Source organism: Pseudomonas sp. PME37.24/025, from assembly GCF_055556615.1.
The window spans coordinates 16283-39087 of the sequence record NZ_JBVHNK010000009.1; the positions used below are offsets into that span (position 1 = coordinate 16283).

Sequence of the window (22805 nt, forward strand, 5' to 3'; positions counted from 1 at the left end):
CCGGATTCCTGCATGTCCCGTTGATTGTTCTGACAGGTCCCGCGCTGTGCGCCGGGATCAAACCGGCGGCGCCTGTGCGTTTGCCTGACGCGGATAGAAGAGAATTCCCATGAGCTGTGCCACGACATCCTTCGCCACGAAAGAAGAAGCCCTGTCCTTTCTGGAACACAATCCGGATATCGAGATGTTCGAGCTGTTCATCCTCGACAACAACGGTGTGCCACGGGGCAAGCTGCTGCATCGCGATGAACTGCTGGCGGTGTACGAGAGCGGGCGACCGTTGCCCAGTACCATTCTGGGCCTGACCATCAATGGCGATGACGTTGAAAATTCCGGGCTGGTCTGGGATGTCGGTGATATCGATTGCCGGGCCTATCCAATCAGCGGCAGTTTGCAGCGTATGCCGTGGCGATTGATTCCCACGGCGGCGGTGCAGGTCAGCATGCATCCAAAAGAAGGCATGCCCGCGACCATCGCCGACCCACGGCACTTGCTGGCCAAGGTCATCGAAGGCTTGCAGGCCGACGGTTATTACCCGGTGATGGCGGCGGAGCTGGAGTTCTATTTGCTGGATCAGCAGCGCGACAGCAACGGCCGGCCGCAGCCGGCACGGGATGTCGATGGCGGGCGGCCACGCTCCACGCAGGTTTATGGCTTACGTGAGTTGGAGCAAATCGAGCCGTTTCTGGCTGACCTTTACAGCGCCTGCAAACTTCAGGGCATTGCGGCGCGCACGGCAATCTCCGAATACGCGCCGGGGCAGGTGGAAATCACCCTCGAACACCGCACCGATGCTTTGCAGGCGATGGACGAAGCGGTGCGCTACAAACGGCTGGTCAAGGGCGTGGCCCACAAGCATGGGATGGCGGCCTGTTTCATGGCCAAGCCTTTCGATGATCTGGCCGGTACCGGCATGCACATGCACGTCAGCCTGGCGGACAAGGAGGGCAATAACCTGTTTGCCAGCGAAGCCCCGGACGGCACGCCGCTGCTTAAACAAGCGGTCGGCGGAATGCTCGGCACGTTGCTTGATTCATTGCTGCTGTTTTGTCCGAACGCCAACTCGTACCGCCGTTTCCAGACCAACAGCTACGCACCACTGGCGGCCACCTGGGGCGTGGACAACCGCACCGTGAGTTTGCGGGTGCCCGGCGGGCCGGCATTCTCCCGGCATATCGAGCACCGCATCTGTGGTGCCGACGCCAACCCGTACCTGGCGGCTGCGGCGATTCTGGCCGGGATTCATCGCGGCATCCGCGAGCAGCTTGACCCTGGAGCGCCCGTGGAAGGCAACGGTTACGCCCAGGCCACGCAATTATTGCCCACCGACTGGTTGACTACGTTGCGAGCGCTGGAGGCATCGAACTGGGCTCGGGAGGCCTTTGGCAGTGAGTTTCTTGGCGTGTATCTGGCGGTGAAACGTGCCGAGTACCGGCAGTTCATGGGTGAAGTCGGTGAGCAGGACTGGCGCTGGTATCTGCATCAGGCGTGAAGTTAGGACACCAGTTTTCATTGCCGAAAGTTTTGGCCCAATGCCATGAGCCAACTATTCGTTGGCTTCTTTTTCACGAAAAATTGATGGTCGGCTGCTTAAAATTAGTGTTGTCGCGGTAAATGAAATTTTCACATTTGCCGTGGGCACTTCTTTCCAGGAACAGTCGTTCATCATGTTGAAGTTCAAAGCCGTGCGCCCCGAGTGGGTGACGTTGATTGTCAGTGCCTTTTTATTGGCAGGGTTCAATTCAGTTCTCTGGCAACACCTGTTCGAGATCACCGCAGCAGACGGTCAAGGCATCGCCATGCGTGTCGCGTTCGGGGCGATGATCCTGGCAATCTTCAACATTGTGCTGACCTTGCTGGCATTCCGGTCGGTGATGAAACCCGTGTTGACGCTGATCTTTTTGATCAGTGCTGGCGTGGCTTACTTCATGAGCCAATACGGTGTACTGATCGACGCGGGTATGTTGCGTAACTTTGCCGAAACCAATGCCACGGAAGTGCGCGATTTACTCTCGTTGAAGTTATTTATTTATATTGTGCTGCTCGGTGTTTTGCCGTCGTGGTTGTTGTGGAAGACACCGATCAATTACCGTCGCTGGCACCGTGAGTTATTAAGCAAAGTGCTGGTAAGTGTCGCATCGGTTGCAGTGATCGGCGGTGTCGCATTGGTCAATTATCAGGGCCTGTCGTCGTTGTTTCGCAATCACCATGAGTTGCGCTTGATGGTGGTGCCGAGCAACTACATCGGTGCCTCGGTCGGTTATCTGCGTGAGCAAGTGGTGTCGGCGCAGCAACCTTTCATCAAACTCGGCGAAGATGCCCAGAGAAATCCTGCCTGGCAAACCCACGGCCGTAAATCCCTGACGGTGCTGGTGGTGGGCGAAAGTGCTCGGGCCGAGAACTTCGGGATCCTGGGTTATGACCGCGACACCACACCCAAACTGGATAAAGAGGCCGGCCTGATTGCCTTCACCGATGTGCATTCTTGCGGCACGGAAACGGCCGTATCGGTGCCCTGTATGTTCTCCAACATGGGCCGCAAGGATTACAACGCCAGCAAGGCGAAGAACGAGGAAGGTCTGCTGGACGTGCTCAAACACGCGGGTCTGGAGGTGATCTGGCGGGATAACCAGTCAGGCTGCAAAGGTACTTGCGATCGAGTCACTGTCGACAACGTGAGTAACCTGAAAGATCCAGTGTTGTGTGCCAATAGCGAGTGCCGCGATGAAATTCTCCTGCAAGGTTTGCAGCACTTTATCGACACGCTGGATAAAGACACCGTGCTGGTACTGCACCAAATGGGCAGTCACGGTCCGGAATACTTCAAGCGCTACCCGAAAGAGTACGAACACTTCACCCCGGTGTGTGAAAGCAATGCACTGAACAATTGCAGCCGCGAAAGTATCGTCAATGGCTACGACAACACGTTGGTGTACACCGACCATGTGCTGTCGACCCTGATCGATTTGTTGCGCAGTAATCAGGACAAAGTCGATACCGCGATGCTTTATCTGTCGGACCACGGCGAATCGCTGGGCGAATACAACCTGTTCCTTCATGGCACGCCTTACATGCTGGCGCCGGAACAACAGAAGCATGTAGCGATGCTGGCGTGGTTCTCCGACAGCTATCAAAAATCGTTCTCGGTGGACACCCATTGCCTGCAACTGAGTCGCGAAAAGCCCTTGAGCCAGGACAACCTGTTCCATTCCATGCTTGGCCTGCTGGAGGTCAACAGCAAGGTCTACGACCCTGGGCTGGACATGTTTGCCGGTTGTCGCGGTGCAGTGATCGACGGTGTTCTGGCTAAAAAATGAATGATTCGACCTTTTTTTCACGTAGCGACCGCTAACCTGCGGCGCCTGGAACGTCCAACAAAAGAGCCCTTGCACATGTCCGCGCAGCCCCCATCCGCCATCGAACTCGAGTTCGCCCGGCGCTACGATCAGGAACACGCTCGCGTCTGCCTTCAGTCGCGACCGCGTGGCCTGGCAGGGCGTTTGACGTTCTGGCGCGACGAGCAACTGGTGCGTAACGCGCTTCAGGTCGCAGGCGAACCGGGATTGATTCTTGATGTAGCCTGCGGTGCGGGGCGCTTCTGGTCGATACTGGCCGAGCATGCGAATCGGGTGATTCTTGCGACCGATCCGTCTCAAGACATGCTCGATCATGCCCGCACCCACCATCCGCAACACCTGCTGGAGCGGATCAAGACCTTTCAGAGTTCTGCCTTCACCATCGGTTTGTCGGCGAACGCGGTTGATTGCATTTTTTGCATGCAACTGTTTCAACACATCGCCAGTCCTGAGCATCGGTTGGCCATGCTGGGCGAGTTCCACCGGGTCAGTCGCGATACCGTGATTGTGGCGGTGCGGATTGATGGGCGTTTCAAGCTCCGCCGATCGGATGGGGGGGGCGCAGAGGTCCAGCCACAGGCGAGCAAGGCCGAGCTTGAGGCCGAGTTCAGGCAGGCGGGTTTCCACTTGCTCAACCATCAGGACTTCCTGCCGGGGTGCGCGCGGATGCGGGTCTATGTGCTGCGTAAGGGCAGCTAGTCTCCTTCTGTCAGACTATTATTGCGGTCCAGCAGGTATTTTCGCTAAAGCTCTTGTTCAGTGAATGCGCGGAAATCGCCGGGGGCGATATATACTGCGCGCCATTCTTCAAGGGAGAGCCGTGTGGCCATCGATATTCACTGGATTCGCGACAACGATAGCCTCGGTCAGTTTTGTGCCGAGTGGCAGCTGCTGCCATTCGTTGCCCTCGACACCGAATTCATGCGGGTCGACACCTTTTACCCGATCGCAGGCCTGCTGCAGATCGGCGATGGCGTACGCGCTTACCTGATTGACCCGCTGACCATCGACAATTGGCAGCCATTGGCCGCGTTGCTGGAAAACCCGGCCGTGGTCAAAGTCGTGCATGCGTGCAGCGAAGACCTCGAAGTCCTGCTGCGCCTGACCGGCAGCCTGCCGGCGCCGCTGTTCGACACCCAACTGGCCGCCGCTTACCTGAACCTCGGTTTTTCCATGGGCTATTCGCGGCTGGTGCAGGAAGTGCTCGGCATCGATCTGCCCAAGGGCGAAACCCGTTCCGACTGGCTGCAACGTCCGCTGTCCGACACCCAGATCAGCTACGCCGCCGAAGATGCTTTGCACTTGGCGGAAGTTTTCGTACAGCTTCGTCCGAAGCTGTCTGACGACAAGTACGCCTGGGTCCTGGAAGACGGCGCGGAGCTGGTGGCCAACCTGCGACGCGAAGTTGATCCGTATGAGGTCTATCGCGAAGCCAAGCTGGCCTGGAAACTCTCCCGCGCCCAGCTCGCCGTGTTGCGTGAACTGTGCGCCTGGCGTGAGCGCGAGGCCCGCGCCCGTGATCTGCCGCGCAACCGCATCGTGCGTGAGCATTCCCTGTGGCCGCTGGCGCGGACTCAGCCGGATAACCTCGGCGCGTTGGCGAAAATCGAAGACATGCACCCGCGTACCGTGCGTCAGGACGGCGAATTTCTGCTTGATCTGATCAAGCGCTCTGGCAGTGTGTCGCCTGATCAATGGCCACCTGCGGTGCCGGAGCCGTTGCCGGTGGACGCCGCCGCGCTGGTCAAACAGCTGCGCGCGATCGGCCAGGCCGAAGCCGAGCGCCTGAACATCGCGCCGGAGCTGATGCTGCGCAAGAAAACCCTGGAAGCGCTGCTCAAGAGCGGCTTCCCCAATGGTCCTTACCAATTGCCTGATTCGCTGCGTGGCTGGCGCCGCGAATTGATGGGCCAGGCGCTGCTCGACAGCCTGGCCACCGCCGGAGAACAGCCTTGAAACGTATTTGCTCCATCTACCAAAGCTCCAAGCGCAGCGGCATGTACCTTTATGTGCTCAAAAGCGATGCGCTTGAACGTGTGCCGGAAGCGCTGAGGCTGGCCTTCGGCAAGCCGAAACATTCCTTCGATCTGGTGCTGTCGCCCGAGCGCAAACTGGCCAGTGAAGACATCGTCGTCGTGCTGGAAAACCTCGAGAAGCAGGGCTACCACCTGCAAATGCCGCCGGCCGAAGACGAATACATCGAGCATCTGCCGGAAGAATTACTGCGACGCAACGACCCGATGTAATCGGCAGACAGGCTCTGTTCAGAGCCTTTATGAAACACTGGAATGATTTTGGCGATGGCCAGGGCGATGGAGTGATACTCCGTCGGCGGCCGTCTGCACTGTTTTTGAAAGGTTTGAACCATGCGCGTTCTGATTGCTGAACACGACCACCCTGTGTATGCCCAACTATTGCGTCAGGCAGCGCCTGATCTGGAAGTACTGACCAGCGGCGACTCCGCCGAACTGGCCCGTCAGGCCGCCGATTGCCAAGTCTGGCTCGGTCAGCCGGACCTGCTGGCGACGCTGTTGCGTCAGGGCCATCTGCCTGCATGGCTGCAGTCGACCTGGGCTGGCATCACGCCGTTGCTGGCCGACGGCTTGCCTCGGCACTATCGCCTGACCCGGGCGGTGGGGATTTTCGGTCAGGTCATGGCCGAATACGTACTGACCTACATGCTCGGCCACGAGCGCGAAGTACTGGCGCGGCTGGTCAGCCAGGTCGAGCGCAAATGGGACAACCGCCAGGGCCAAAGCCTGGCCGGACGCAAGGTATTGATCGTCGGCACCGGTGACATCGGTCAGACCGTGGCGCAGTTTCTGCTGCCGTTTGGCGTCGAGTTATACGGCATCGCCAGCGAAGCCCGGGAGCAAGCGCCCTTTGTCGAAGTCGGCTCGCTGAACGACTTGCCGCGCCTGGTCGGTGAGATGGATTACGTGATCAATCTGCTGCCGAACACCCCGAATACTCACGACCTGTACGACGCCGCACTGTTCAAGCAGTTCAAGCCGACCGGGTTGTTCATCAACGTCGGGCGCGGTGTGGCGGTGGTCGATGCGGACCTGGTGGAAGCCTTGAAGGAAGGGCATCTGGCCGGGGCCGTGATCGACGTCTGCCGTCAGGAGCCGCTGCCGCAACGCCATCCATTCTGGACCGCGTGGGGCCTGCTGCTGACCGGCCACAGTTCGGCACCGACTTCGCCACCGATGATGGTGAAGTTGTTTGTCGAGAATTTGCGGGCGTATCAGGCGGGCGAAGCGTTGCGTGGGGAAGTGGATTTCAATCGCGGCTATTGAATTCACCCCGATCAAAATGTGGGAGCGACTGTGGCGAGGGGGCTTGCCCCCGTTCGGCTGCGCAGCAGTCGTAAACCGGTAAACGCGGTTTACAAATGCATCAAGGCAGTCGATTTTGGGGCTGCTTCGCAGCCCAACGGGGGCAAGCCCCCTCGCCACAGGTCGCTCCCACATGGGGTTCTATGTTGTTGCTTAGAGGGTGAAATCACCTTCAGCCGCCAACTCGCTCAGCGGACGACGCGGGCTCGGCTCTTCGCGAGCCTGCAGGTATTCGGCCAGCGTCGCCTTGTCGCCCAGCTTGCCGATCGCCACCGCCGCGTGCAGCGCATATTCCTCAGGAATATTCAGTTCTTTGCGGGTCAGTTCCTGATCGAAACCAGCCATGCCGTGGGTGTGCCAGCCGCTGATGCTCGCTTGCAGCGCCAGGTGGCCCCAGGCCGAACCGGTGTCGAAGGTGTGCGACAGCGCCGGTGTTTCTTCGGTGGCGCCAGGTATCGCAAAGGTGGTTTTCGAGACCACGATCACCAGTGCCGAGGCGTGCTGCGCCCAGCTGCGGTTGAACTCATTCAACAGGCCCAGGTAACGCTCCCAGTTCGGCGTGTCGCGGCGCGCATAAAGAAACCGCCAAGGCTGCGAGTTGTACGCCGATGGTGCCCAGCGTGCGGCTTCGAAGAAGCTCAACAGGGTCTCGATGGCAATGGTTTCGCCGGTGAAGGCACGGGGCGACCAGCGATCGGTGAACTGAGGGTGAATGGCGTAATCGGCAACGCGTGGGTTAGCACTCATCAAGAGATTCCTTTACGTTTGAAAGTGAGGGTCGTCTAAAAAACCGGCGGGCGCGGTTGAGCTGAGCGATAGGGTTTTCCGAGAGCCTGGGCTGTTCACCTGAATGCAACGCAGTTGAGCGTTAATGGCACGTGGGCAGGGCTCTTTGCGACTGGTAAAGCTACCGGGCGGCGCAAAAACTCACAAGTGCCGTGTACCGGCAGTCGCCAATGCTTGGCCCGTCGGTGCCTTGGCACTAGACTGGCGGCCTTTTCACCACCTGATGTTGATGCTTGAGCCATGGCCGCCAAAGTCGAACCGTTCTGGATACGCAAAACCCTCGATCAACTCGATCAAGAGGAATGGGAATCGCTGTGCGATGGCTGTGGCCTGTGCTGCCTGCAAAAACTCGAGGATGAAGACGACAACTCCGTCTACTACACGCGCATCGCCTGCAAATTGCTGGACCTCAAAACCTGTCAGTGCACTGATTACCCCAACCGCCGCGACTTTGTACCCGATTGCATCCAGCTCACGCCGGGCAAGGCTGATGAATTCAAATGGCTGCCGCCGACCTGCGGTTATCGACTGGTCAGCGAAGGCAAGGACCTGCCGCTCTGGCATCACCTGGTGTGCGGTGATCGCGAGGCGGTGCATCACGAACGTATTTCCCAGTCCGGGCGCATGCTCGCCGAAGGCAGCGTGGCCGAAGACGATTGGGAAGACCATCTGATTTTTCGCGCGGGTTGATTCCCATTGCTTTGTGGCGAGGGAGCTTGCTCCCGCTTGAGTGCGTAGCACTCACAAAATCGGCAGTGATTACAAGAATTTGGGGCCGCTACGCAGCCCAGCGCGAGCAAGCTCGCTCGCCACACTAGGAGTGTGTATGGCTGTGGGAGTGCGGCGGGCGTTGGCCTTTGGACTTTTAGCCCTGAGTTCGCCCGTGTGGGCGGCGAAGAAAGTCGATCTGGATTATCACGTGCGCCTGTTGCCGCAAAGCGATCAGGCCGAAGTGCGCCTGACCCTGGCCCAAGGCTCGGCGGTGCGCAGTCTGGATTTCGACTTGGGCGACGGCAGCCACTACAGCGACTTCAAGGCCGATGGCCAATGGCAGCTCACACCGGGTAAACAGGCTCGTGGCGTTTGGCGTCCGACCGCCGACAAGGCCAGCCTGACCTACCGCGTGCGCATCAGCCACGGGCGCAAGAGTGGCAGCTTCGACACCCGCATGACCCCGAACTGGGCGCTGATGCGTGGCGATGACCTGGTGCCCGCAGCCAAACTCGATCAGCAGGACGGCATCGAACTGGTCTCACGCCTTGAATTCGAATTGCCCACCGGTTGGAAAAGCGTCGAAACCGCCTGGCCGCGGATCGGCAAGAACACGTTCCGGATCGATAACGTCTCGCGCCTGTTCGACCGTCCCACCGGCTGGATGCTCGCCGGTCACCTCGGCAGCCGCCGCACGCGGCTTGGGGAAACCGAAGTCACCGTGGCCTCGCCACGGGGGCAGGGCATGCGCCGCATGGACGTGCTGACACTGCTGACTTTTGTCTGGCCGCAAGTGCAGGCAGTTTTTCCGCGTCATCCCAGCAAACTGCTGATTGTCGGCGCCAACGACCCGATGTGGCGCGGCAGCCTGGCCGCGCATGAATCGATCTACCTGAACACGCGTCTGCCGCTGGTCAGCGAAAGCGGCGCCAGTGCCTTGGTGCGTGAATTGGCTCAGGTGTTCGGGCGGATCAACGACAGCCAGCGTAGCGACTGGATCAGCGAAGGGTTTGCCGAGTATTACGCCATCGAACTGGTGCGCCGCGCAGGCGGCATGAGTGATGAGCGGTATGAAAGCCTACACAGCAAGTTGGTCAAGGACAGCCAGAAGGTCAGCACGTTGCGCGGTGAGCAGATCAACCCGGCGCAGGTGGCCAAAGCGGTAGTGTTGTTACAGGAACTGGATCGCGAAATTCGCCTGAAAACCCGCAACAAGCGCTCGCTGGATGATGTGCTGCGTGGGGCGATGCAGTTGGAAAGTGTGGATACCAAGGCATTCGTTCAGCTCGCGGAAAGCGTAATTGGCGAGTCTTCCAAGGTGCTTGATACCGGGTTGCTTCAGTAGCACCGCCATCGCGGGCAAACCTCGATGCCAGTCAGATCAGAACCTGTGGGAGCGTGGCTTGCCCACGATAGCGCCCTGTCTGACACATCAATGGTGAATGTGCTGCCGTCATCGCGGGCAAGCCCGCTCCCACAGTAACTGGCGGTGATCAAAAATGTTGTGTACACCGCATAACCCTGTGGGAGCGGGCTTGCCCGCGAAGAGGCCCTGAGCCCCACCGCAATGTTCGGATCAAACCCCAGCCTTCGGCGAGTTCAACGAATCATTTCCCGTCACGGTCGCCGTGCTGGTCGCCGCTTCGGCATTGGCTTTCATTCGGGCCAGCTCATCCCCGGCGCGCTCGATTCTCGCGCGTGCGTTTTTCATGTCCTGACGGTTCTTTTCCAACAGGCTTTTCGCCGAACAATGCCCGGTGATGCCACGGGCCAGGGCCATGCCGCCGATAGCCATTTCGATCAATCCGAACACGCCGCCGCGTCGCAGGCCCTTGCTCAGCATGACCACGCCACCCGCCAGGGAGCCGGCGCGTTCCCAACCATGAACGTTCTGTACGGAAGGGCTCTGGAACGGGGTGGTTTCGATACGTTCTACAGGATTGAACTCGCGCATGATCTGTCTCCAGGCAGGGAAGGGTTGCTTCAGCAATAGATATTTAGCTGACTGCCTGGGCGAGCGGCTTGTTCCATCGAATATGCGGCAATTCAGCGGAATTTCGGACCGGAGCGGGTGTTGTTGCCCTTGGCCATGCGGTCGTACAGCACAACGTTGACGGTGGCCGCCAGGTTCATGCAGCCGGTGGTCGGGATGTAGACCACGTCTTCGCACCAGTCGCGGATTTCTTTATCCAGCGAGCCGTCTTCGGGGCCGAAGATGTAGAGGGCGCGATCCGGGTGCGTGTATTCCGGCAGCGAGCGGGCGCCGTCGACCAGTTCGACCGCGACCGGGACACAGCCCAGGGGCAGGATTTTTTTCAGGTCGTCGATGCCGATCAGCGGAATGTCGCAGTGGACCTTCTTGGTGTCGGTGACGAAATCGGCGGCGCGTTCATAGCGCTTGCCAGTGTAAAAAACCGACGCCACGCCATAGCAGCCGGCGGCGCGCATTACCGAACCGACGTTTTCCGGTGATTTGGGGTTATACAAACCAATGCAGCTGTACCGTTTGTCTGCCACGAGCGGGGTGCCTTCGGGGAAAAAACGGCGATTATACGGGGATTGGGGGAGGGTGGTCAGATTGTAGATTGGTGGTGCCCGGACAAATGCTATCGCGGGCAAGCCCGCTCCCACAGGGGGGCTGCGGCGTACACAACATCTGTACTCACCGCCAATCACTGTGGGAGCGGGCTTGCCCGCGATGGGGCCGGTGCAGGCGCTGAAGGTCTTCAGTCTTCTTTCTTCATCAACCCCGCCAACGCCGCAAACGGGTTGTGCGTCGCCTTGGCAATCTTCGGCGTACTCAGCGAACCTTCATCGAAATACTGCTGATCGGTATAACGCGAGTGTTCGTTGTCGTGGCAATACAGGCACAACAGCTCCCAGTTCGAGCCATCCTGAGGGTTGTTGTCGTGGTTGTGGTCGCGGTGGTGCACGGTCAGTTCACTCAGACGCTTGCCGGAGAACTCACGGGCGCAGCGGCCGCACACGTGCGGGTACATCTTCAGGGCTTTGTCGCGGTAACCCATTTCCTTGTCGCGCTGGTTATCGGCGAGGATGCGGTCCAGCTTCGATGTGTTGGTTGGGGTGGACGAACTCATGGGTTCACCTTTGTAAAAAGACTAATGACGGTTATGACGTGAGTTTAGCTCAGCCCTTGAGCTTCTCGGCAATCCAGATGGTGTGGCGGGTGCCCTTGTTGCCGTGGGCGAACACTTGCACTTCCTCGGCCTTGAAACCTGCTTTTTTCAGCTTGTCGGAAAACTGCCGGTCAGCGCTGGCCGACCACACCGCCAGCACACCTTTTGGCCGCAGAGCCTTGGCGCACGCGCTCAGGCCGCCGGCGGAGTAGAGCCAGCTGTTGGCTTTCTGGGTCAAACCTTCGGGGCCGTTGTCGACGTCGAGTATGATCGCATCGAAACCTTGTGGCTCGGCTTGCAGCACCTTGGCCACGTCTTCCATACGGATCACGGTGCGCGGGTCAAGCAGCGGGTTGCCGGCCTTCTCGCCCAGCGGCCCGCGGTTCCACTCCACCACACCGGGCACCAATTCGGCGACCACCACTTCAGCCGTCTTGCCCAAGTGCTTGAGCGCCGAGGCGAGGGTGAAGCCCATGCCCAGGCCACCGATCAACACGCGCGAATTCGGCCGGCCGGCGACCTTGCGGCAGGGGATTTCGGCCAAGGCATCTTCAGAGCCGTGCATGCGGGTGTTCATCAATTGCCCGCCGTCACCGCCCTGAATCTTGATGACGAAGTCCTCGCCGTATTCGAACAGGCACAGGGCACCGCCGTTTTCAGGAATGGGGGTGGTGTCGAGCAGAACGAAACGTTTCATGGGGCTCTCTTGATGAGAAATTGACTACAGAGGAAGGCAAACACGCGCAGTTGGGAGTAGCCTGCAAAAGGACAACAAGGCCAACGGAGCCATTGATGAAGCGCACCATTCTAACGGTCATTGCCCTGGCCGCGCTCTCGATAACTGCAGTGCAGGCCCAGGAGCTGCAAACCATCCCCACCAGCCCCGTGCCGATGCCCGGTTCACCCGGCACCGCCACTCCGACGCCGTACCCGCAGATCACCCCGACCAGCGTGCCCAAGGCCGGTTCCGGCAGTGGCGGGCCACCGCTGTTGCCGCCGATCGAAATGCCCAACCCACCCAAAGACCAGACCTTGCCGGGCCTTGAGCCGAGTACCACGAAAATCAAAACGCCGGGCGGGTAAGTATCTAAATCTGCTGCGAGAGCAGTTGCCCATCGGCCATGCGTAAGCGTTTGGAAAGGGAAACGGCGAGGGCGCGGATGATTTTGGCGGCGATTTTCGGCGCGTCGTTGAGCATCTTTTCCAGGGAGTCCTTGCCCAGGTTGAGCAACTGGCAATTGCTTGCGGCCACGCAACTGGCTGAGCGTCGTTCACCGTCGAGCACGGCCATTTCGCCGAACGCCCGACCGCTGCGCAAGGTGGCCATGGTCACCCGTTGCCCCTCGCTGTTGGTCTTCTGCACCGCGACCTGGCCGGTGTGGATAATGCACATGAAGCTGCCGGCATCGCCCTCATGGAAAATCTCTTCACCTTCGGCGATGGTGCTGATGCTGAAGTAACCCGAAGCCGCCACGAAATCTGCCGGCAGCAGTTGATCGAACAGGCCGCAGTCCATCAGCCAGTCGCGAATTTCTTTGTTCAGTAAGGTCGGTTCTGACATGTCGTCACGGTCTTTTTCTTGTGTCTGTGTCTGTTCTGGGCCTTCAGTCACCCATCATTCCCTGTGGGAGCGGGCTTGCCCGCGATGACGATGTCACAGCCAACGTTGATATTGAATGTGATGGCCTCATCGCGGGCAAGCCCGCTCCCACAGGAGATGTGTTTTGTCTCGGGCCTCGGTGTCTGGTGTTAAGACCGGCACGCCGGGCCAAGTTCCTCAGGCGATGCCCAAAACCTTGAAAACAAATGCGTATTCGAGGGCTACGTCACGTAATCCCTGATAACGACCGCTCATCCCGCCATGCCCGGCACCCAGTTCAGTCTTGAGCAACAAGGCGTTGGTGTCGGTTTTGGTCGCGCGCAATTTCGCCACCCACTTGGCCGCTTCCCAGTACTGAACGCGACTGTCGTTGTAGCCGGCGATCACCAGCGTTGCCGGATAGGCTTGCGCAGTGACGTTTTCGTACGGGGCGTAGGCCTTGATCCGATCATAGACGTCCGGTTCTTGCGGGTTGCCCCACTCGTCGTATTCCGTGACGGTCAGCGGCAGTTCCGGGTCGAGCATGGTGTTGAGCACATCGACGAACGGCACTTCGGCAATCGCCGCAGCGAACAGCTCCGGCCGCTGATTGAGTACCGCGCCGATCAGCAAACCGCCGGCGCTGCCACCGCTGATCGCCAACTGCGATGGGGTGGTAAAGCCGTTGGCGATCAGGTGTTCGGCGCAGGCAATGAAGTCGCTGAAGGTGTTGTGCTTGTGCTCCTGCTTGCCGGCGCGGTACCAGGCTTCGCCCAGCTCACCGCCACCGCGTACATGAGCGATGGCAAACGCCATGCCGCGATCCAGCAGGCTCAGGCGCGCGTGGGAGAACCACGGGTCGAGGCTTTCGCCGTAGGCGCCGTAACCGTACAGATAAAGCGGCGTCGGCTTGCCGAGAAACTCGCGTTTGACCACAAGGCTGACCGGCACTTGCGTACCGTCCGGGGCGGTTGCCCAAAGCCGCTGGCTGACATACGCATCGGCGTCGAACGGGCCGAGCACCGGGGTTTCCTTGAGGACTTGCTGCTCGCCGGTGGTCAGAATCAGTTGGCGGATCTGCGCCGGACGGTTCAAGGCTTCGTAGCGCAGACGGATCCGGTCGCTGACAAATTCCAGGCTGTTCTGCACGTGCAGGCTGTAGGCCGCGTCCGGCAATTGCACGCGATATGGCACCAAGTCCCGTGGGCGGACTTCGATGATCGGCAGACCACCTTCGCGCAGGCTCAGGGTCATGGCCTCGGCGTTCAGGCTCATGCCTTCGAGCATCACCGTGTCGCTGTGGGGAATCAGGTTCTGCCAATCGGCTTCGGTCGGCGCGACGCCAGTATCGGCGGCCTGGTACAGAGCAAAGTTGATGCCGTCGCGGTTGGTGCGGATCAGCCACGTCCACTCGCCATCGAGTTTGCCGTGGTCGACATCGTACTCATGCTCTTCGACCCTCGGCGCCAGGCAGGTAAAGGCCTGATGCGGCAGCGAGGCGTCGAGCACCCAGACTTCGCTGGTGGTTTTGCTGCCCAGCGACAACAGCAGTTGCCGTTCGGAACTGGAGCGGTAGCAATGCAGGAAGAATCGGCCGTCTGGCTCATGGAATACTTCTTCGGCCGCGGTGCCGTCCAGCCGATAGCGGAACAGCTTGTGCGGGCGATGGGTGTCGTCGAGTTCGCCGAAGAACAGCGTCAGGCTATCGTTGGCCCAAGTCATGCTGCCGTCGCAATCCTGGAATTCCAGTTCGCTGACGCGGCCGCTGGATAATTCCTTCACGAACAGCGTGTAAATCTCTTCGCCGCTGGAATCGATGCTGTAGGCCAGGCGCTGGTGGTCCGGGCTGATGCTGAACGCGCCCAGGGAAAAGAAGCCACCCTTGGCCAGCACGTTCGGATCAAGCAGCAGCAGTTCCTGGCTTTCGTCGATCTGCAGGCTGCCATCGACCGGACGCGGGCAGCGGTAGTGGCGGGCGTATTCGTCGCCGGCAGTGGTGCGCGTGTAATACAGGTACGGGCCCCAAGGCGAGGGCAGTGACAGGTCGGTTTCGAGAATCCGCCCCTTGATTTCTTCGAACAGGGTTTCGCGCAGCCCGGCCTGATCGGCGGTTTGTGCCTCTTGATAGTGGTTTTCAGCTTTCAGGTAATCGAGCACCGCGTCGGTGTCGCGCTCCTGCAGCCAGGCATACGGGTCAGAACCGTCGGCCTTGTGGGCAATCGGAGCGCTGGTGACGTTGGCGGATAGGGGCATGAATGGCTCTCGAACAATGTACGGAATAGGGGCTTCGCAACCTGTGGGAGCGGGCTTATGGTGAGGGGGCTTTTGTGGCGAGGGAGCTTGCTCCCGCTGAACTGCGCAGCAGTTCCTTTTTTGGGGCCGCTTCGCAGCCCAACGGGAGCAAGCTCCCTCGCCACAAAAGCTCCCGCGCCACAAAAGCCCCTTCACCACACAAGCTCGCTCCCACAGGGTCTGTGTCTTGCCCGACTGGTATTGGGACAAGCCTGACGTGCGAAAAGTCGTTACTATAAGCGCCTCTTTGCCTGCCTTGCCATGGACACCATGACCGAGAACGACTATCTGATCGCTTGGGGCCTCTACGCCTTTGCCGCTTTAGGCTGCCTGTTGGTGTGGATGCGCATCACCCGCTGGATGTGGCGCTGGCTGCGTGAGCCGTTGCGGCTGCTGATGGCGGTGTTGCTGTTCAGCCCGACTATTATCGACCCAGTGAAGGAAAAGGTCGCCCCGGCCATCGCCATTACTGCCCTCGACTTGCTGTTCAAGGTTGGCAACAACGCCTGGCGCGCGATTTCCGACTTGTTCATGTACGGCATGATTGCCTTCGGCATTTACCTGGTTTTCGTGGCGATCCGTTTTCCCATCGAACGTGCTTCCAACGCTCGCAAGGAACAGGCGGCTGCCGCCAAGGCAGCGGCGCGGACCGACGAGCCTGACGACGATCAGCCTTTCGGCGGTGCCGGCGATGATCGTTACGGTCGACCACCGGTGCCGAGTAACCCTCAGCGTTTGCGGGTCGAACCGCGTCTGTAACCTTGCCCCTGCCTTTTCATAGAGAATCCGAGCATGTGTGAGTTATTGGGCATGAGCGCCAATGTCCCGACCGATATCGTGTTCAGCTTCACCGGGTTGATGCAGCGCGGCGGCCGCACCGGGCCGCACCGTGACGGTTGGGGCATCGCTTTTTATGAAGGTCGTGGCCTGCGGCTGTTCCAGGACCCGGCGGCAAGCAGCGAGTCGGAAGTGGCGAACCTGGTGCAGCGCTATCCAATCAAAAGCGAAGTGGTGATCGGGCACATCCGCCAGGCCAACGTCGGCAAGGTCTGCCTGTCCAATACTCACCCGTTCGTGCGCGAGTTGTGGGGGCGCAACTGGTGTTTCGCCCACAACGGCCAGTTGGCCGATTTCAACCCGACCGCCAGTTTTTACCGCCCCGTTGGCGATACCGACAGCGAAGCGGCATTTTGCGATTTGCTCAATCGGGTACGCGCTGCGTTCCCCGAACCGGTAGAGATCGAAGCACTGTTGCCAGACCTGGTGGCCGCCTGCGCCGAGTACCGCAGCAAAGGCGTGTTCAACTGCTTGCTCAGCGACGGTGACTGGCTGTTCTGCTATTGCTCGAGCAAACTGGCGCAGATCACCCGCCGTGCCCCGTTCGGCCCGGCGCGTTTGAAGGACGTCGATGTGATCGTCGACTTCCAGGCCGAAACCACACCCAACGACGTGGTCACGGTGATTGCCACCGAACCCTTGACCGAAAACGAAACCTGGACCCGCTACGAACCGGGCCAATGGAGCCTCTGGCGACGCGGTGAATGCGTCAGCCAGGGCAAGACCGAATAAGGATTCCTTCCCCCATGTTGCTCAGTTATCTACGGCTGGTGTTGTTCGCGGCGGGCCTGTTGATCGGTGTCCAGGTGCCTGGGTTCATCAGTGACTATGCCAAGCGGGTCGAGGCGCATCTGATTGAGGCGCAGACCGGTTTGAGCGGTTTTCAGGGCACGGCCAATCAATTTTTCAAAGGTGATATGCAGGCGCTCGTGGCCCATTACCGTGCCAGCGAAGACCCGATCTTTCGCAGCGATGCCGACAGCCTGAGCACCTTGCTCACCCGTCAACTGGCCCTCGACAAGCAATTCCAGGCCATGCAGGGCCCGTGGTACATCCGCGTCCTGCAAGTGGCCCTGGCCGCCGACCCGGATATTCGCAAGGAAACCTGGAACGGCTACAGCTACCAGATTCTGCTGACACCGGAAGCGATGATCTGGGGCATGAGTGGCGCGTTGCTGCTGTCGTTCGGCATTGAATGCCTGTTCCGGTTGATCGACTGGGTGGTGCTGGGCGGCAAGCGTTTGCGCCAGAGCCGGCCGATTGAAGAGCGGGATTTGCGGGGGCTGTAACGCTGGAGCCGACTTGCCAGTCAGTTAAACGCACCCCCTGTAGGAGCGGGCTTGCCCTAATGCCAGTCAGTTAAGGACTTGAATATCGCCGCTCCTGTGGGAGCGAGCCTGCTCGCGATAGCGACGGGTCAGCCAACATTGATGCTGAATGTACCGCCGTCATCGCGAGCAGGCTCGCTCCCACAAGTTTCGCGGCTTAACTGACTGGCATTGTGGCAAGCCGGCTCCTGTTTTTACCAATCCACCGAGTAGCTCATGCTCAACGTGCGGCCTTCGGCGTTGGCGTACGGCGCTCTGGCGTTGGCTTGGGTGAACAGGTTCTGGTAGGTGCGGTTGGTCAGGTTGTACACGCCGCCCTCAAGACGACCGACCGGCAGTTGCACGGAGCCGAGCAGATCCACCAGCGTGTAGCCTTCGATCTCACGCCCATTGTTGTCCTTGGCGGCGGCGTCGTAACTGGACAAATGCATGCCTTGCAGGCGCAGCGTGTAGTCGTCTTCGGTGTAGCCGACGAACAGTGTGGTCTTGGCCGGTGAGATGCGCGTAGCCGGCAGATCGATCCATTTGCCGTTCTGCTCGGTCTCGCCTTTGGCCCAGGCATAAGTGCCACCCACCGACCAGCGATCAGTCGCGCGGTAGGTCAGGCTGTTTTCGATACCGCGAACTCGCTCTTTCTGGTTGATCAGGCGCAATACGCGATCATTGGCATCGTAGAACTGGGTCACGTCCGAGGTGTTTTCGTACACGGTGACGTCGGCCTGCCACTGGTCCCAGTTACCGCGCCAGCCCAGCTCGTAACTATCAACTTTGATGGCCTGGGCGTTGAGACTCTGAATGTCGAAAGTGCTGCTGACATCACGCATGAAGCGCTGGATATCCGGTAGCGAAAACCCCTGGCTGTAATTGGCGAAGACGTCCTGGTTTTCACTCAGGTGGTAGACCGCCCCCAGGTTGTACAGCGTGGCATCGTATTTTAGGGTGTCACCGGGCAGCGTTGCGCGTACGCCGGTCTGGACGATCTGACCATAAGCAATGCTGTCGGAGACGTCGCTTTCGATCCATTCACGGCGCACACCGCCACGCAAGGTCCAGTCACCGATGTCCCAGGACATCTGCCCGAACAGCGATTTGGTGGTGGTTTCGATGTCCGGGCCCAGCTCGTAGGTGGTGCCGGTCTTGGTGTAGTTCAGGCCATTGAGCGTGTATTGATCACCTCGTTGGCGAGAGCGCTCATTATCATAGTCGGCGCCCCAGACCAGATTGCCCGTGGCACTCCCGATCGCCGGCAGCGGCGTGTCGATGGCCGCGCGCAGGCCGTAGACATCCTGAACACTGTTGTTGTCGGAAATCCCGGCCCGGCCTCGCGACAGGTCTGGAAAGAACAACGCATCGGCGCGGCGCCAGTAGCTTTCCAGTTGCAGACCCTGACCGTAGAAGTCCTTGTCGGTGTAGTTGAGGTTGACTGCCTGGTTATGGGTGTAGGGCTGGTCGTCGAGTTTCAGCCCTTTGACCGCCACGGCTTCCTGCCGGTTTGTCGGGTCTTTTGTATAGCCAGTGTCCTGCTGGTCCTTGTAGTCCTGCAGCGACAGGCTGAGTTTTTTGTCGGCATCCAGCTCGTAACCGAAACGACCTTGCAGGTCATAGGTTTCGGTGTCCATGTTGCTGCCCTGGGAAGTGTCTTGAGGGATGCGGTCGCCGTTGCCATCGAACTGATCGTTGCGTTGGGTCAGGTCGGCGGAGACGTACCAGTCAAGGGCATCCTTGCGCCCCGTCGCACTCTGGAAGGCTTCGTAGGCGAAGCCTTTGCGGTTGAGGTTGTTGCCGCTGGTCAGGCCCAGTTTGCTGCTGTAGGCAATGTCCTGGCCCTGATTGCGCTTGGTGATGATGTTGATGATGCCGCCTGAAGCACCGGCACCGTAGATGCTGCTGGCGCCGGAGATCACTTCGATGCGTTCGATGCTGGCCGGGGCGATGCTGTTGAGCTGGCGGAAGTTGTCGCGCGTGGCGTTCTGCGATACGCCATCGATCAACACCAGCATGTTGCGCCCGCGCAGGGTCTGACCGAAGTTGCTCATCCCGCCGCTGGACGGCGCAAGACCGGGGACCAATTGCCCGAGGATGTCGGAGACTCGGCGACCCGCGCCGCTCTGCTCACGGACCTGCTGTTCATCGATCACCTGGACCGAGCCCGGAATCGAAGCAATGCTCGCTTCGCTGCGAGTAGCGGAGACGACGGTGGCTTGCATGTTCAAGGTGCCGGGCTGCTGCTCGGTATCCTCGGCCCAGGTCTGGGCGCTGAAGGTACCGAGCAGCGGGATCAGCAGGGAGAGTTTGGTTCGGATCATGACGTGGTCTTTTTTTAGTTGTGACAAGTGTGGGGAGATAAGGTCGGGCGGTCAGGCGCGGCGTTGAACGAGCGCACCCAGCGGATACCGTGACACCGAGCAGAGCGCCAGCCTTTGCCGCGCTGTTGCCGAGGCCGAGCGCGAAGCCCTGCTGGTTTACGCAAATGGTGTTGGCGATCAGTGCATAGGTAACGGGCAGCGAGGTGCGCATCTTTGCTTCGAGCACCTGCCCGGCGGAAGGAAGAATGAACAGCTGGGACGTACGCGGCAGCATCGTCCTGCACACCCCGACAGACAGCCCCCAAAAATCCTGTTGCCCAGCGAACTGCTCGCTCACCTCAGCACTCAGCTCAACCCGCCAGCCTCCCAGCAAGTACTGGAACGTCTGGCCCGGGAGCTTCGCCAAGTGGCAGCCAGCAACGGCTGGTGTCGTTGTATTCGCAGGTGTCGGGGTTGATCAGATCTTCACGAAACAGCGCCTGGATCAGGCGTTGGAAACAGCGTTGGGCGGCGGGCTCCAGCGCGTTGCTCAAATGATCGAGAGTGATGCGGCGGGACTGGAAAGTCTGAGTGCCAAGCGCTTCGCTCCAGTGAGCGAGCAATTGCTGCTGTTTTTGCGTGTGGCCGCGCATCAGGTCCGACTCCTTTTGGACAATTGGTTAGCTGAAAGCGCGCAGAGAATACCGGCTTGAAAAAATAATGCAAATGATAGCGGTTCATGTTTAGAGTTTGAGAAACATCCTTCAGACTCAGGCCTGTGGTTTGCTCAAGACGATGTAGTGCTCGCCCACTTTTTGCGCATAGCACTCCACGACGTGCTGACACAACGCCACGATTTCTTCGACCCATTCCACACCAACCCGCCACGACACCACCACCTGCAAGTTCGGAGGTCGCTGATCGATGGCGAGCAAGGTCAATTCCCCCCGTGCCAATTCTTCGGCTACCAGCACTGGCGGCAATGCGCCAATGCCAAATCCGTCCCGTAACAATCGGGTAATCGCCGACACTGAATTCACACAGTTCAGCCGTGGCGCCATGACCCCGTTGGCCTGCATCAGGCTCAGGATGTCCTGATGAGGATGGGAGTTTTTCGAATAGGTAATGATCCGCTCCCGCGCCAGATCGGCGACACCTGAATACTCGCGGTTGTAGATGGAATTGCTGGCCACGATCCAGCCCATCGGATGACTGGCCAGCTCCAGGCTGCGCACGCTTTCCTGGCGTAGCAGGTCGGTTTGCAGGATCAGATCGAGAAAGCCTTTTTGCAGCTGATCGCAGAGGTTGAGCGCGGTATCGGCCACCAGCTCGATTTCCACCAGCGGGTAATGATCCATCATCTGCGCCACCAACGGGCTGAGCCAGGTGTGGATCACGGTATCCATGACGCCGATCCGGACCCGCCCGACCTTACTCGAACGTGTCTCGATCGACTGCTTGAGCGCCTGCATCGTGTCCATCATCTGCTCGGCGTACTCGAGCACTTTCAGGCCTTCGGGCGTCAGGCTCACGCCGCGAGAATCGCGCAGGAACAGCTTCACCCCGAGCTCGCCTTCGAGCACGGCGATACGGCTGGAAATCGACGCCTGGGTGGTGAAGAGTTTGTCTGCCGTCAGACGGAAACTCTTGAGTCGGGCGACCCAGACAAAGGTCTCGAGAAACTTCAGGTTCATGGGATCAACTTTTTCTTATGCCTTGGCCGGGTTTTTATTAGTTGGACGCAACAGGGCCAAGCGTCCAAAAATCGACGCATCCGGTTCCCACGATAGGCGTCGTCGGGGCTCAGAACAATACCAATAAAATTTGCACGGAGACTTGCCATGAGTGCGCCCGACACCCTCATTCCCAAAGCCACGGCTCGCCCGGGACCCTTCGATTGGTACCACAACATCAATAAGCAGGAACGTCGTACGTTCTGGAGCTGCAAGATCGGCTATGGCCTGGACGGCATGGACACCCAGATGCTCAGTTTTGTGGTGCCAACCCTGATTGCCATGTGGGGCATTACCACTGGCGAAGCCGGGCTGATTCACACCAGCACCTTGATAGCCTCGGCCATCGGTGGTTGGGTGGCGGGGATTCTCTCTGACCGCATCGGCCGGGTGCGCACCCTGCAACTGACGGTGCTCTGGTTTGCCTTTTTCACCTTCCTCTGCGGCTTCGCCCAGAACTACGAACAACTGTTGATCAGCCGCACGTTGATGGGCTTCGGTTTCGGCGGTGAGTGGACCGCTGGCGCCGTGTTGATGGGCGAAGTGATTCGGGCCAAGGACCGTGGCAAAGCCGTCGGCATGGTGCAATCAGGCTGGGCGTTGGGTTGGGGGCTTACCGCGATCCTGTATGCGCTGCTATTTTCCGTACTGCCGCCGGAAGACGCGTGGCGGGCATTGTTCATCCTCGGCATCGTGCCGGCGATTTTCGTGATCTTCGTCCGTCGCCTGGTCAAGGACCCGGAAATCTACCGCGAAGCCAAAGCCAGGCAAGAGCCAGGCAACCCGGCCAAGTTCTACGAGATCTTCGCCCCCGGCATCCTTTTCACCACGATCCGCGCGTCGATCCTCACCACCGGCGCCCTCGGCGGCTACTACGCGATCACTTCCTGGTTGCCGACCTTTCTGAAAAACGAACGGGGCTTGAGCGTACTCGGCACCGGCGGCTATCTGGCCATGGTGATCGTCGGGTCCTACGTCGGGTACGTGATCAGCGCCTACTTGACTGACACCCTCGGTCGTAAAAAGAACTTCATTCTGTTCGCTGTCGGCTCGTTCACCATTGTTCTGCTGTACACCCAATTGCCGGTCAGCAACGGCGTGATGCTCTGGCTGGGTTTCCCCCTGGGCTTCTTTGCTTCGGGGATTTTCAGCGGCATGGGCGCGTTTTTGACTGAGCTGTTTCCGACGAGGATTCGCGGCTCGGGCCAGGGTTTTTGCTACAACATCGGTCGGGCATTGGCGGCGTTGTTCCCGCTGCTGATCGGCTTGCTCAGCCAGAAGGTGCCACTGAGTGTGGGAATCGGAGCCTTCGCGGCGGTGTCCTACGGGGTAGTGATCCTGGCGGCCCTGAGCCTGCCGGAAACTCGTGGCAAGCAACTCGACGCTCAATAACCGAATATTCGGTAACTGATAATCTGAGGGG

22 protein-coding genes and 2 pseudogenes are annotated in these 22805 nt (G+C 59.6%); 13 read left to right on the forward strand and 11 right to left on the reverse strand.

Features of this window, described 5'->3' with window-relative positions; genetic code table 11:
• Positions 1 to 109: 109 nt before the first annotated feature.
• From ACZ3HH_RS17110 to ACZ3HH_RS17135, 6 genes are all read left to right on the forward strand, one after another.
• Positions 110 to 1492 carry a glutamine synthetase family protein gene (locus tag ACZ3HH_RS17110; RefSeq protein ID WP_465806124.1) on the forward strand — a complete coding sequence of 461 codons (1383 nt, stop codon included), beginning with the start codon at positions 110 to 112 and terminating at the stop codon, positions 1490 to 1492.
• A 175-nt stretch (positions 1493 to 1667) separates the two neighbouring features.
• On the forward strand, positions 1668 to 3317 hold the full coding sequence (locus tag ACZ3HH_RS17115; protein ID WP_465806126.1) for a phosphoethanolamine transferase: 1650 nt from the start codon (positions 1668 to 1670) through the stop codon (positions 3315 to 3317).
• A gap of 75 nt (positions 3318 to 3392) precedes the next feature.
• Positions 3393 to 4055, forward strand: coding sequence for a class I SAM-dependent methyltransferase (locus tag ACZ3HH_RS17120; RefSeq protein WP_465806128.1), 663 nt, complete (start codon positions 3393 to 3395; stop codon positions 4053 to 4055).
• Positions 4056 to 4178: 123 nt separating this feature from the next.
• Positions 4179 to 5312: a ribonuclease D gene (gene rnd / locus ACZ3HH_RS17125; protein WP_465806130.1), complete on the forward strand. Its 1134-nt coding sequence runs from the start codon at positions 4179 to 4181 to the stop codon at positions 5310 to 5312.
• A complete protein-coding gene (locus ACZ3HH_RS17130) occupies positions 5309 to 5602 on the forward strand; it encodes a YcgL domain-containing protein (RefSeq protein WP_447788740.1) in 294 nt (97 codons plus the stop codon). The genes rnd and ACZ3HH_RS17130 overlap by 4 nt, the downstream gene beginning before the upstream one ends.
• A gap of 120 nt (positions 5603 to 5722) precedes the next feature.
• Positions 5723 to 6655: a D-2-hydroxyacid dehydrogenase gene (locus tag ACZ3HH_RS17135; RefSeq protein ID WP_465806132.1), complete on the forward strand. Its 933-nt coding sequence runs from the start codon at positions 5723 to 5725 to the stop codon at positions 6653 to 6655.
• Between the two features lie 192 nt (positions 6656 to 6847).
• Here ACZ3HH_RS17135 and ACZ3HH_RS17140 read toward each other — a convergent pair whose 3' ends face one another.
• A complete protein-coding gene (locus ACZ3HH_RS17140) occupies positions 6848 to 7441 on the reverse strand; it encodes a nitroreductase family protein (protein WP_465806134.1) in 594 nt (197 codons plus the stop codon).
• 279 nt (positions 7442 to 7720) lie between these two features.
• On the opposite strand from ACZ3HH_RS17140, the gene ACZ3HH_RS17145 reads away from it, so the two are divergent.
• Positions 7721 to 8170, forward strand: coding sequence for a YcgN family cysteine cluster protein (locus ACZ3HH_RS17145; protein WP_038979355.1), 450 nt, complete (start codon positions 7721 to 7723; stop codon positions 8168 to 8170).
• Between the two features lie 136 nt (positions 8171 to 8306).
• Positions 8307 to 9536, forward strand: a complete 1230-nt coding sequence (locus ACZ3HH_RS17150; RefSeq protein WP_465806137.1) for a hypothetical protein — start codon at positions 8307 to 8309, stop codon at positions 9534 to 9536.
• A 231-nt stretch (positions 9537 to 9767) separates the two neighbouring features.
• Here ACZ3HH_RS17150 and ACZ3HH_RS17155 read toward each other — a convergent pair whose 3' ends face one another.
• From ACZ3HH_RS17155 to ACZ3HH_RS17170, 4 genes are all read right to left on the reverse strand, one after another.
• Complete coding sequence (locus ACZ3HH_RS17155; RefSeq protein WP_465806139.1) at positions 9768 to 10145, reverse strand: YgaP family membrane protein; 378 nt, start codon at positions 10143 to 10145, stop codon at positions 9768 to 9770.
• Positions 10146 to 10237: 92 nt separating this feature from the next.
• Positions 10238 to 10708 carry an RNA methyltransferase gene (locus ACZ3HH_RS17160; RefSeq protein WP_123721923.1) on the reverse strand — a complete coding sequence of 157 codons (471 nt, stop codon included), beginning with the start codon at positions 10706 to 10708 and terminating at the stop codon, positions 10238 to 10240.
• A 209-nt stretch (positions 10709 to 10917) separates the two neighbouring features.
• Positions 10918 to 11289 carry a YajD family HNH nuclease gene (locus ACZ3HH_RS17165; protein ID WP_007898702.1) on the reverse strand — a complete coding sequence of 124 codons (372 nt, stop codon included), beginning with the start codon at positions 11287 to 11289 and terminating at the stop codon, positions 10918 to 10920.
• 49 nt (positions 11290 to 11338) lie between these two features.
• Positions 11339 to 12025, reverse strand: coding sequence for a spermidine synthase (locus ACZ3HH_RS17170; RefSeq protein WP_465806142.1), 687 nt, complete (start codon positions 12023 to 12025; stop codon positions 11339 to 11341).
• 95 nt (positions 12026 to 12120) lie between these two features.
• Here ACZ3HH_RS17170 and ACZ3HH_RS17175 point away from each other — a divergent pair, with 95 nt between their 5' ends.
• Complete coding sequence (locus tag ACZ3HH_RS17175; protein ID WP_095920352.1) at positions 12121 to 12411, forward strand: hypothetical protein; 291 nt, start codon at positions 12121 to 12123, stop codon at positions 12409 to 12411.
• Between the two features lie 4 nt (positions 12412 to 12415).
• Here the strand turns inward: ACZ3HH_RS17175 and ACZ3HH_RS17180 are convergent, their stop codons facing one another.
• Positions 12416 to 12889, reverse strand: a complete 474-nt coding sequence (locus ACZ3HH_RS17180) for a cyclic nucleotide-binding domain-containing protein (protein WP_105348246.1) — start codon at positions 12887 to 12889, stop codon at positions 12416 to 12418.
• Between the two features lie 216 nt (positions 12890 to 13105).
• The gene (locus ACZ3HH_RS17185; protein WP_465806145.1) at positions 13106 to 15160 is read right to left on the reverse strand and encodes a S9 family peptidase; all 2055 of its coding nucleotides are present in this window, start codon (positions 15158 to 15160) and stop codon (positions 13106 to 13108) included.
• A gap of 300 nt (positions 15161 to 15460) precedes the next feature.
• Here ACZ3HH_RS17185 and ACZ3HH_RS17190 point away from each other — a divergent pair, with 300 nt between their 5' ends.
• The 3 genes from ACZ3HH_RS17190 to ACZ3HH_RS17200 are packed head-to-tail and all read left to right on the forward strand — an operon-like array spanning position 15461 to position 17325.
• A complete protein-coding gene (locus ACZ3HH_RS17190; RefSeq protein WP_465806147.1) occupies positions 15461 to 15958 on the forward strand; it encodes an MFS transporter in 498 nt (165 codons plus the stop codon).
• A 33-nt stretch (positions 15959 to 15991) separates the two neighbouring features.
• Positions 15992 to 16768 (forward strand): class II glutamine amidotransferase, encoded by a 777-nt coding sequence (locus tag ACZ3HH_RS17195; protein WP_007898710.1) that lies wholly within the window; start codon positions 15992 to 15994, stop codon positions 16766 to 16768.
• Between the two features lie 14 nt (positions 16769 to 16782).
• Positions 16783 to 17325 (forward strand): DUF2937 family protein, encoded by a 543-nt coding sequence (locus ACZ3HH_RS17200; protein WP_201059746.1) that lies wholly within the window; start codon positions 16783 to 16785, stop codon positions 17323 to 17325.
• Between the two features lie 233 nt (positions 17326 to 17558).
• Here ACZ3HH_RS17200 and ACZ3HH_RS17205 read toward each other — a convergent pair whose 3' ends face one another.
• From ACZ3HH_RS17205 to ACZ3HH_RS17220, 4 genes and pseudogenes are all read right to left on the reverse strand, one after another.
• A complete protein-coding gene (locus ACZ3HH_RS17205) occupies positions 17559 to 19670 on the reverse strand; it encodes a TonB-dependent receptor (protein WP_465806150.1) in 2112 nt (703 codons plus the stop codon).
• Positions 19671 to 19684: 14 nt separating this feature from the next.
• Positions 19685 to 19869, reverse strand: a pseudogene (locus tag ACZ3HH_RS17210) (MFS transporter); the annotation flags it as partial.
• Between the two features lie 199 nt (positions 19870 to 20068).
• Positions 20069 to 20302, reverse strand: a pseudogene (locus ACZ3HH_RS17215) (IucA/IucC family protein); the annotation flags it as partial.
• Between the two features lie 117 nt (positions 20303 to 20419).
• Entirely contained in the window at positions 20420 to 21343 is a 924-nt protein-coding gene (locus ACZ3HH_RS17220; RefSeq protein ID WP_465806152.1) for a LysR family transcriptional regulator, read from the reverse strand.
• A 147-nt stretch (positions 21344 to 21490) separates the two neighbouring features.
• Between ACZ3HH_RS17220 and ACZ3HH_RS17225 the strand changes: the two genes are divergently transcribed.
• Entirely contained in the window at positions 21491 to 22774 is a 1284-nt protein-coding gene (locus ACZ3HH_RS17225; protein WP_465806154.1) for an MFS transporter, read from the forward strand.
• The last annotated feature ends 31 nt before the right edge of the window (positions 22775 to 22805 follow it).

Bases quoted from the DNA above. Each gene is read 5' to 3' on its own strand.
- ACZ3HH_RS17110 (WP_465806124.1), top strand. From the start codon at position 110: ATGAGCTGTGCCACGACATCCTTCGCCACGAAAGAAGAAGCCCTGTCC.
- ACZ3HH_RS17115 (WP_465806126.1), top strand. From the start codon at position 1,668: ATGTTGAAGTTCAAAGCCGTGCGCCCCGAGTGGGTGACGTTGATTGTC.
- ACZ3HH_RS17120 (WP_465806128.1), top strand. From the start codon at position 3,393: ATGTCCGCGCAGCCCCCATCCGCCATCGAACTCGAGTTCGCCCGGCGC.
- ACZ3HH_RS17135 (WP_465806132.1), top strand. From the start codon at position 5,723: ATGCGCGTTCTGATTGCTGAACACGACCACCCTGTGTATGCCCAACTA.
- ACZ3HH_RS17140 (WP_465806134.1), bottom strand. From the start codon at position 7,441: ATGAGTGCTAACCCACGCGTTGCCGATTACGCCATTCACCCTCAGTTC.
- ACZ3HH_RS17145 (WP_038979355.1), top strand. From the start codon at position 7,721: ATGGCCGCCAAAGTCGAACCGTTCTGGATACGCAAAACCCTCGATCAA.
- ACZ3HH_RS17150 (WP_465806137.1), top strand. From the start codon at position 8,307: ATGGCTGTGGGAGTGCGGCGGGCGTTGGCCTTTGGACTTTTAGCCCTG.
- ACZ3HH_RS17155 (WP_465806139.1), bottom strand. From the start codon at position 10,145: ATGCGCGAGTTCAATCCTGTAGAACGTATCGAAACCACCCCGTTCCAG.
- ACZ3HH_RS17165 (WP_007898702.1), bottom strand. From the start codon at position 11,289: ATGAGTTCGTCCACCCCAACCAACACATCGAAGCTGGACCGCATCCTC.
- ACZ3HH_RS17170 (WP_465806142.1), bottom strand. From the start codon at position 12,025: ATGAAACGTTTCGTTCTGCTCGACACCACCCCCATTCCTGAAAACGGC.
- ACZ3HH_RS17175 (WP_095920352.1), top strand. From the start codon at position 12,121: ATGAAGCGCACCATTCTAACGGTCATTGCCCTGGCCGCGCTCTCGATA.
- ACZ3HH_RS17180 (WP_105348246.1), bottom strand. From the start codon at position 12,889: ATGTCAGAACCGACCTTACTGAACAAAGAAATTCGCGACTGGCTGATG.
- ACZ3HH_RS17185 (WP_465806145.1), bottom strand. From the start codon at position 15,160: ATGCCCCTATCCGCCAACGTCACCAGCGCTCCGATTGCCCACAAGGCC.
- ACZ3HH_RS17190 (WP_465806147.1), top strand. From the start codon at position 15,461: ATGGACACCATGACCGAGAACGACTATCTGATCGCTTGGGGCCTCTAC.
- ACZ3HH_RS17195 (WP_007898710.1), top strand. From the start codon at position 15,992: ATGTGTGAGTTATTGGGCATGAGCGCCAATGTCCCGACCGATATCGTG.
- ACZ3HH_RS17200 (WP_201059746.1), top strand. From the start codon at position 16,783: ATGTTGCTCAGTTATCTACGGCTGGTGTTGTTCGCGGCGGGCCTGTTG.
- ACZ3HH_RS17205 (WP_465806150.1), bottom strand. From the start codon at position 19,670: ATGATCCGAACCAAACTCTCCCTGCTGATCCCGCTGCTCGGTACCTTC.
- ACZ3HH_RS17220 (WP_465806152.1), bottom strand. From the start codon at position 21,343: ATGAACCTGAAGTTTCTCGAGACCTTTGTCTGGGTCGCCCGACTCAAG.
- ACZ3HH_RS17225 (WP_465806154.1), top strand. From the start codon at position 21,491: ATGAGTGCGCCCGACACCCTCATTCCCAAAGCCACGGCTCGCCCGGGA.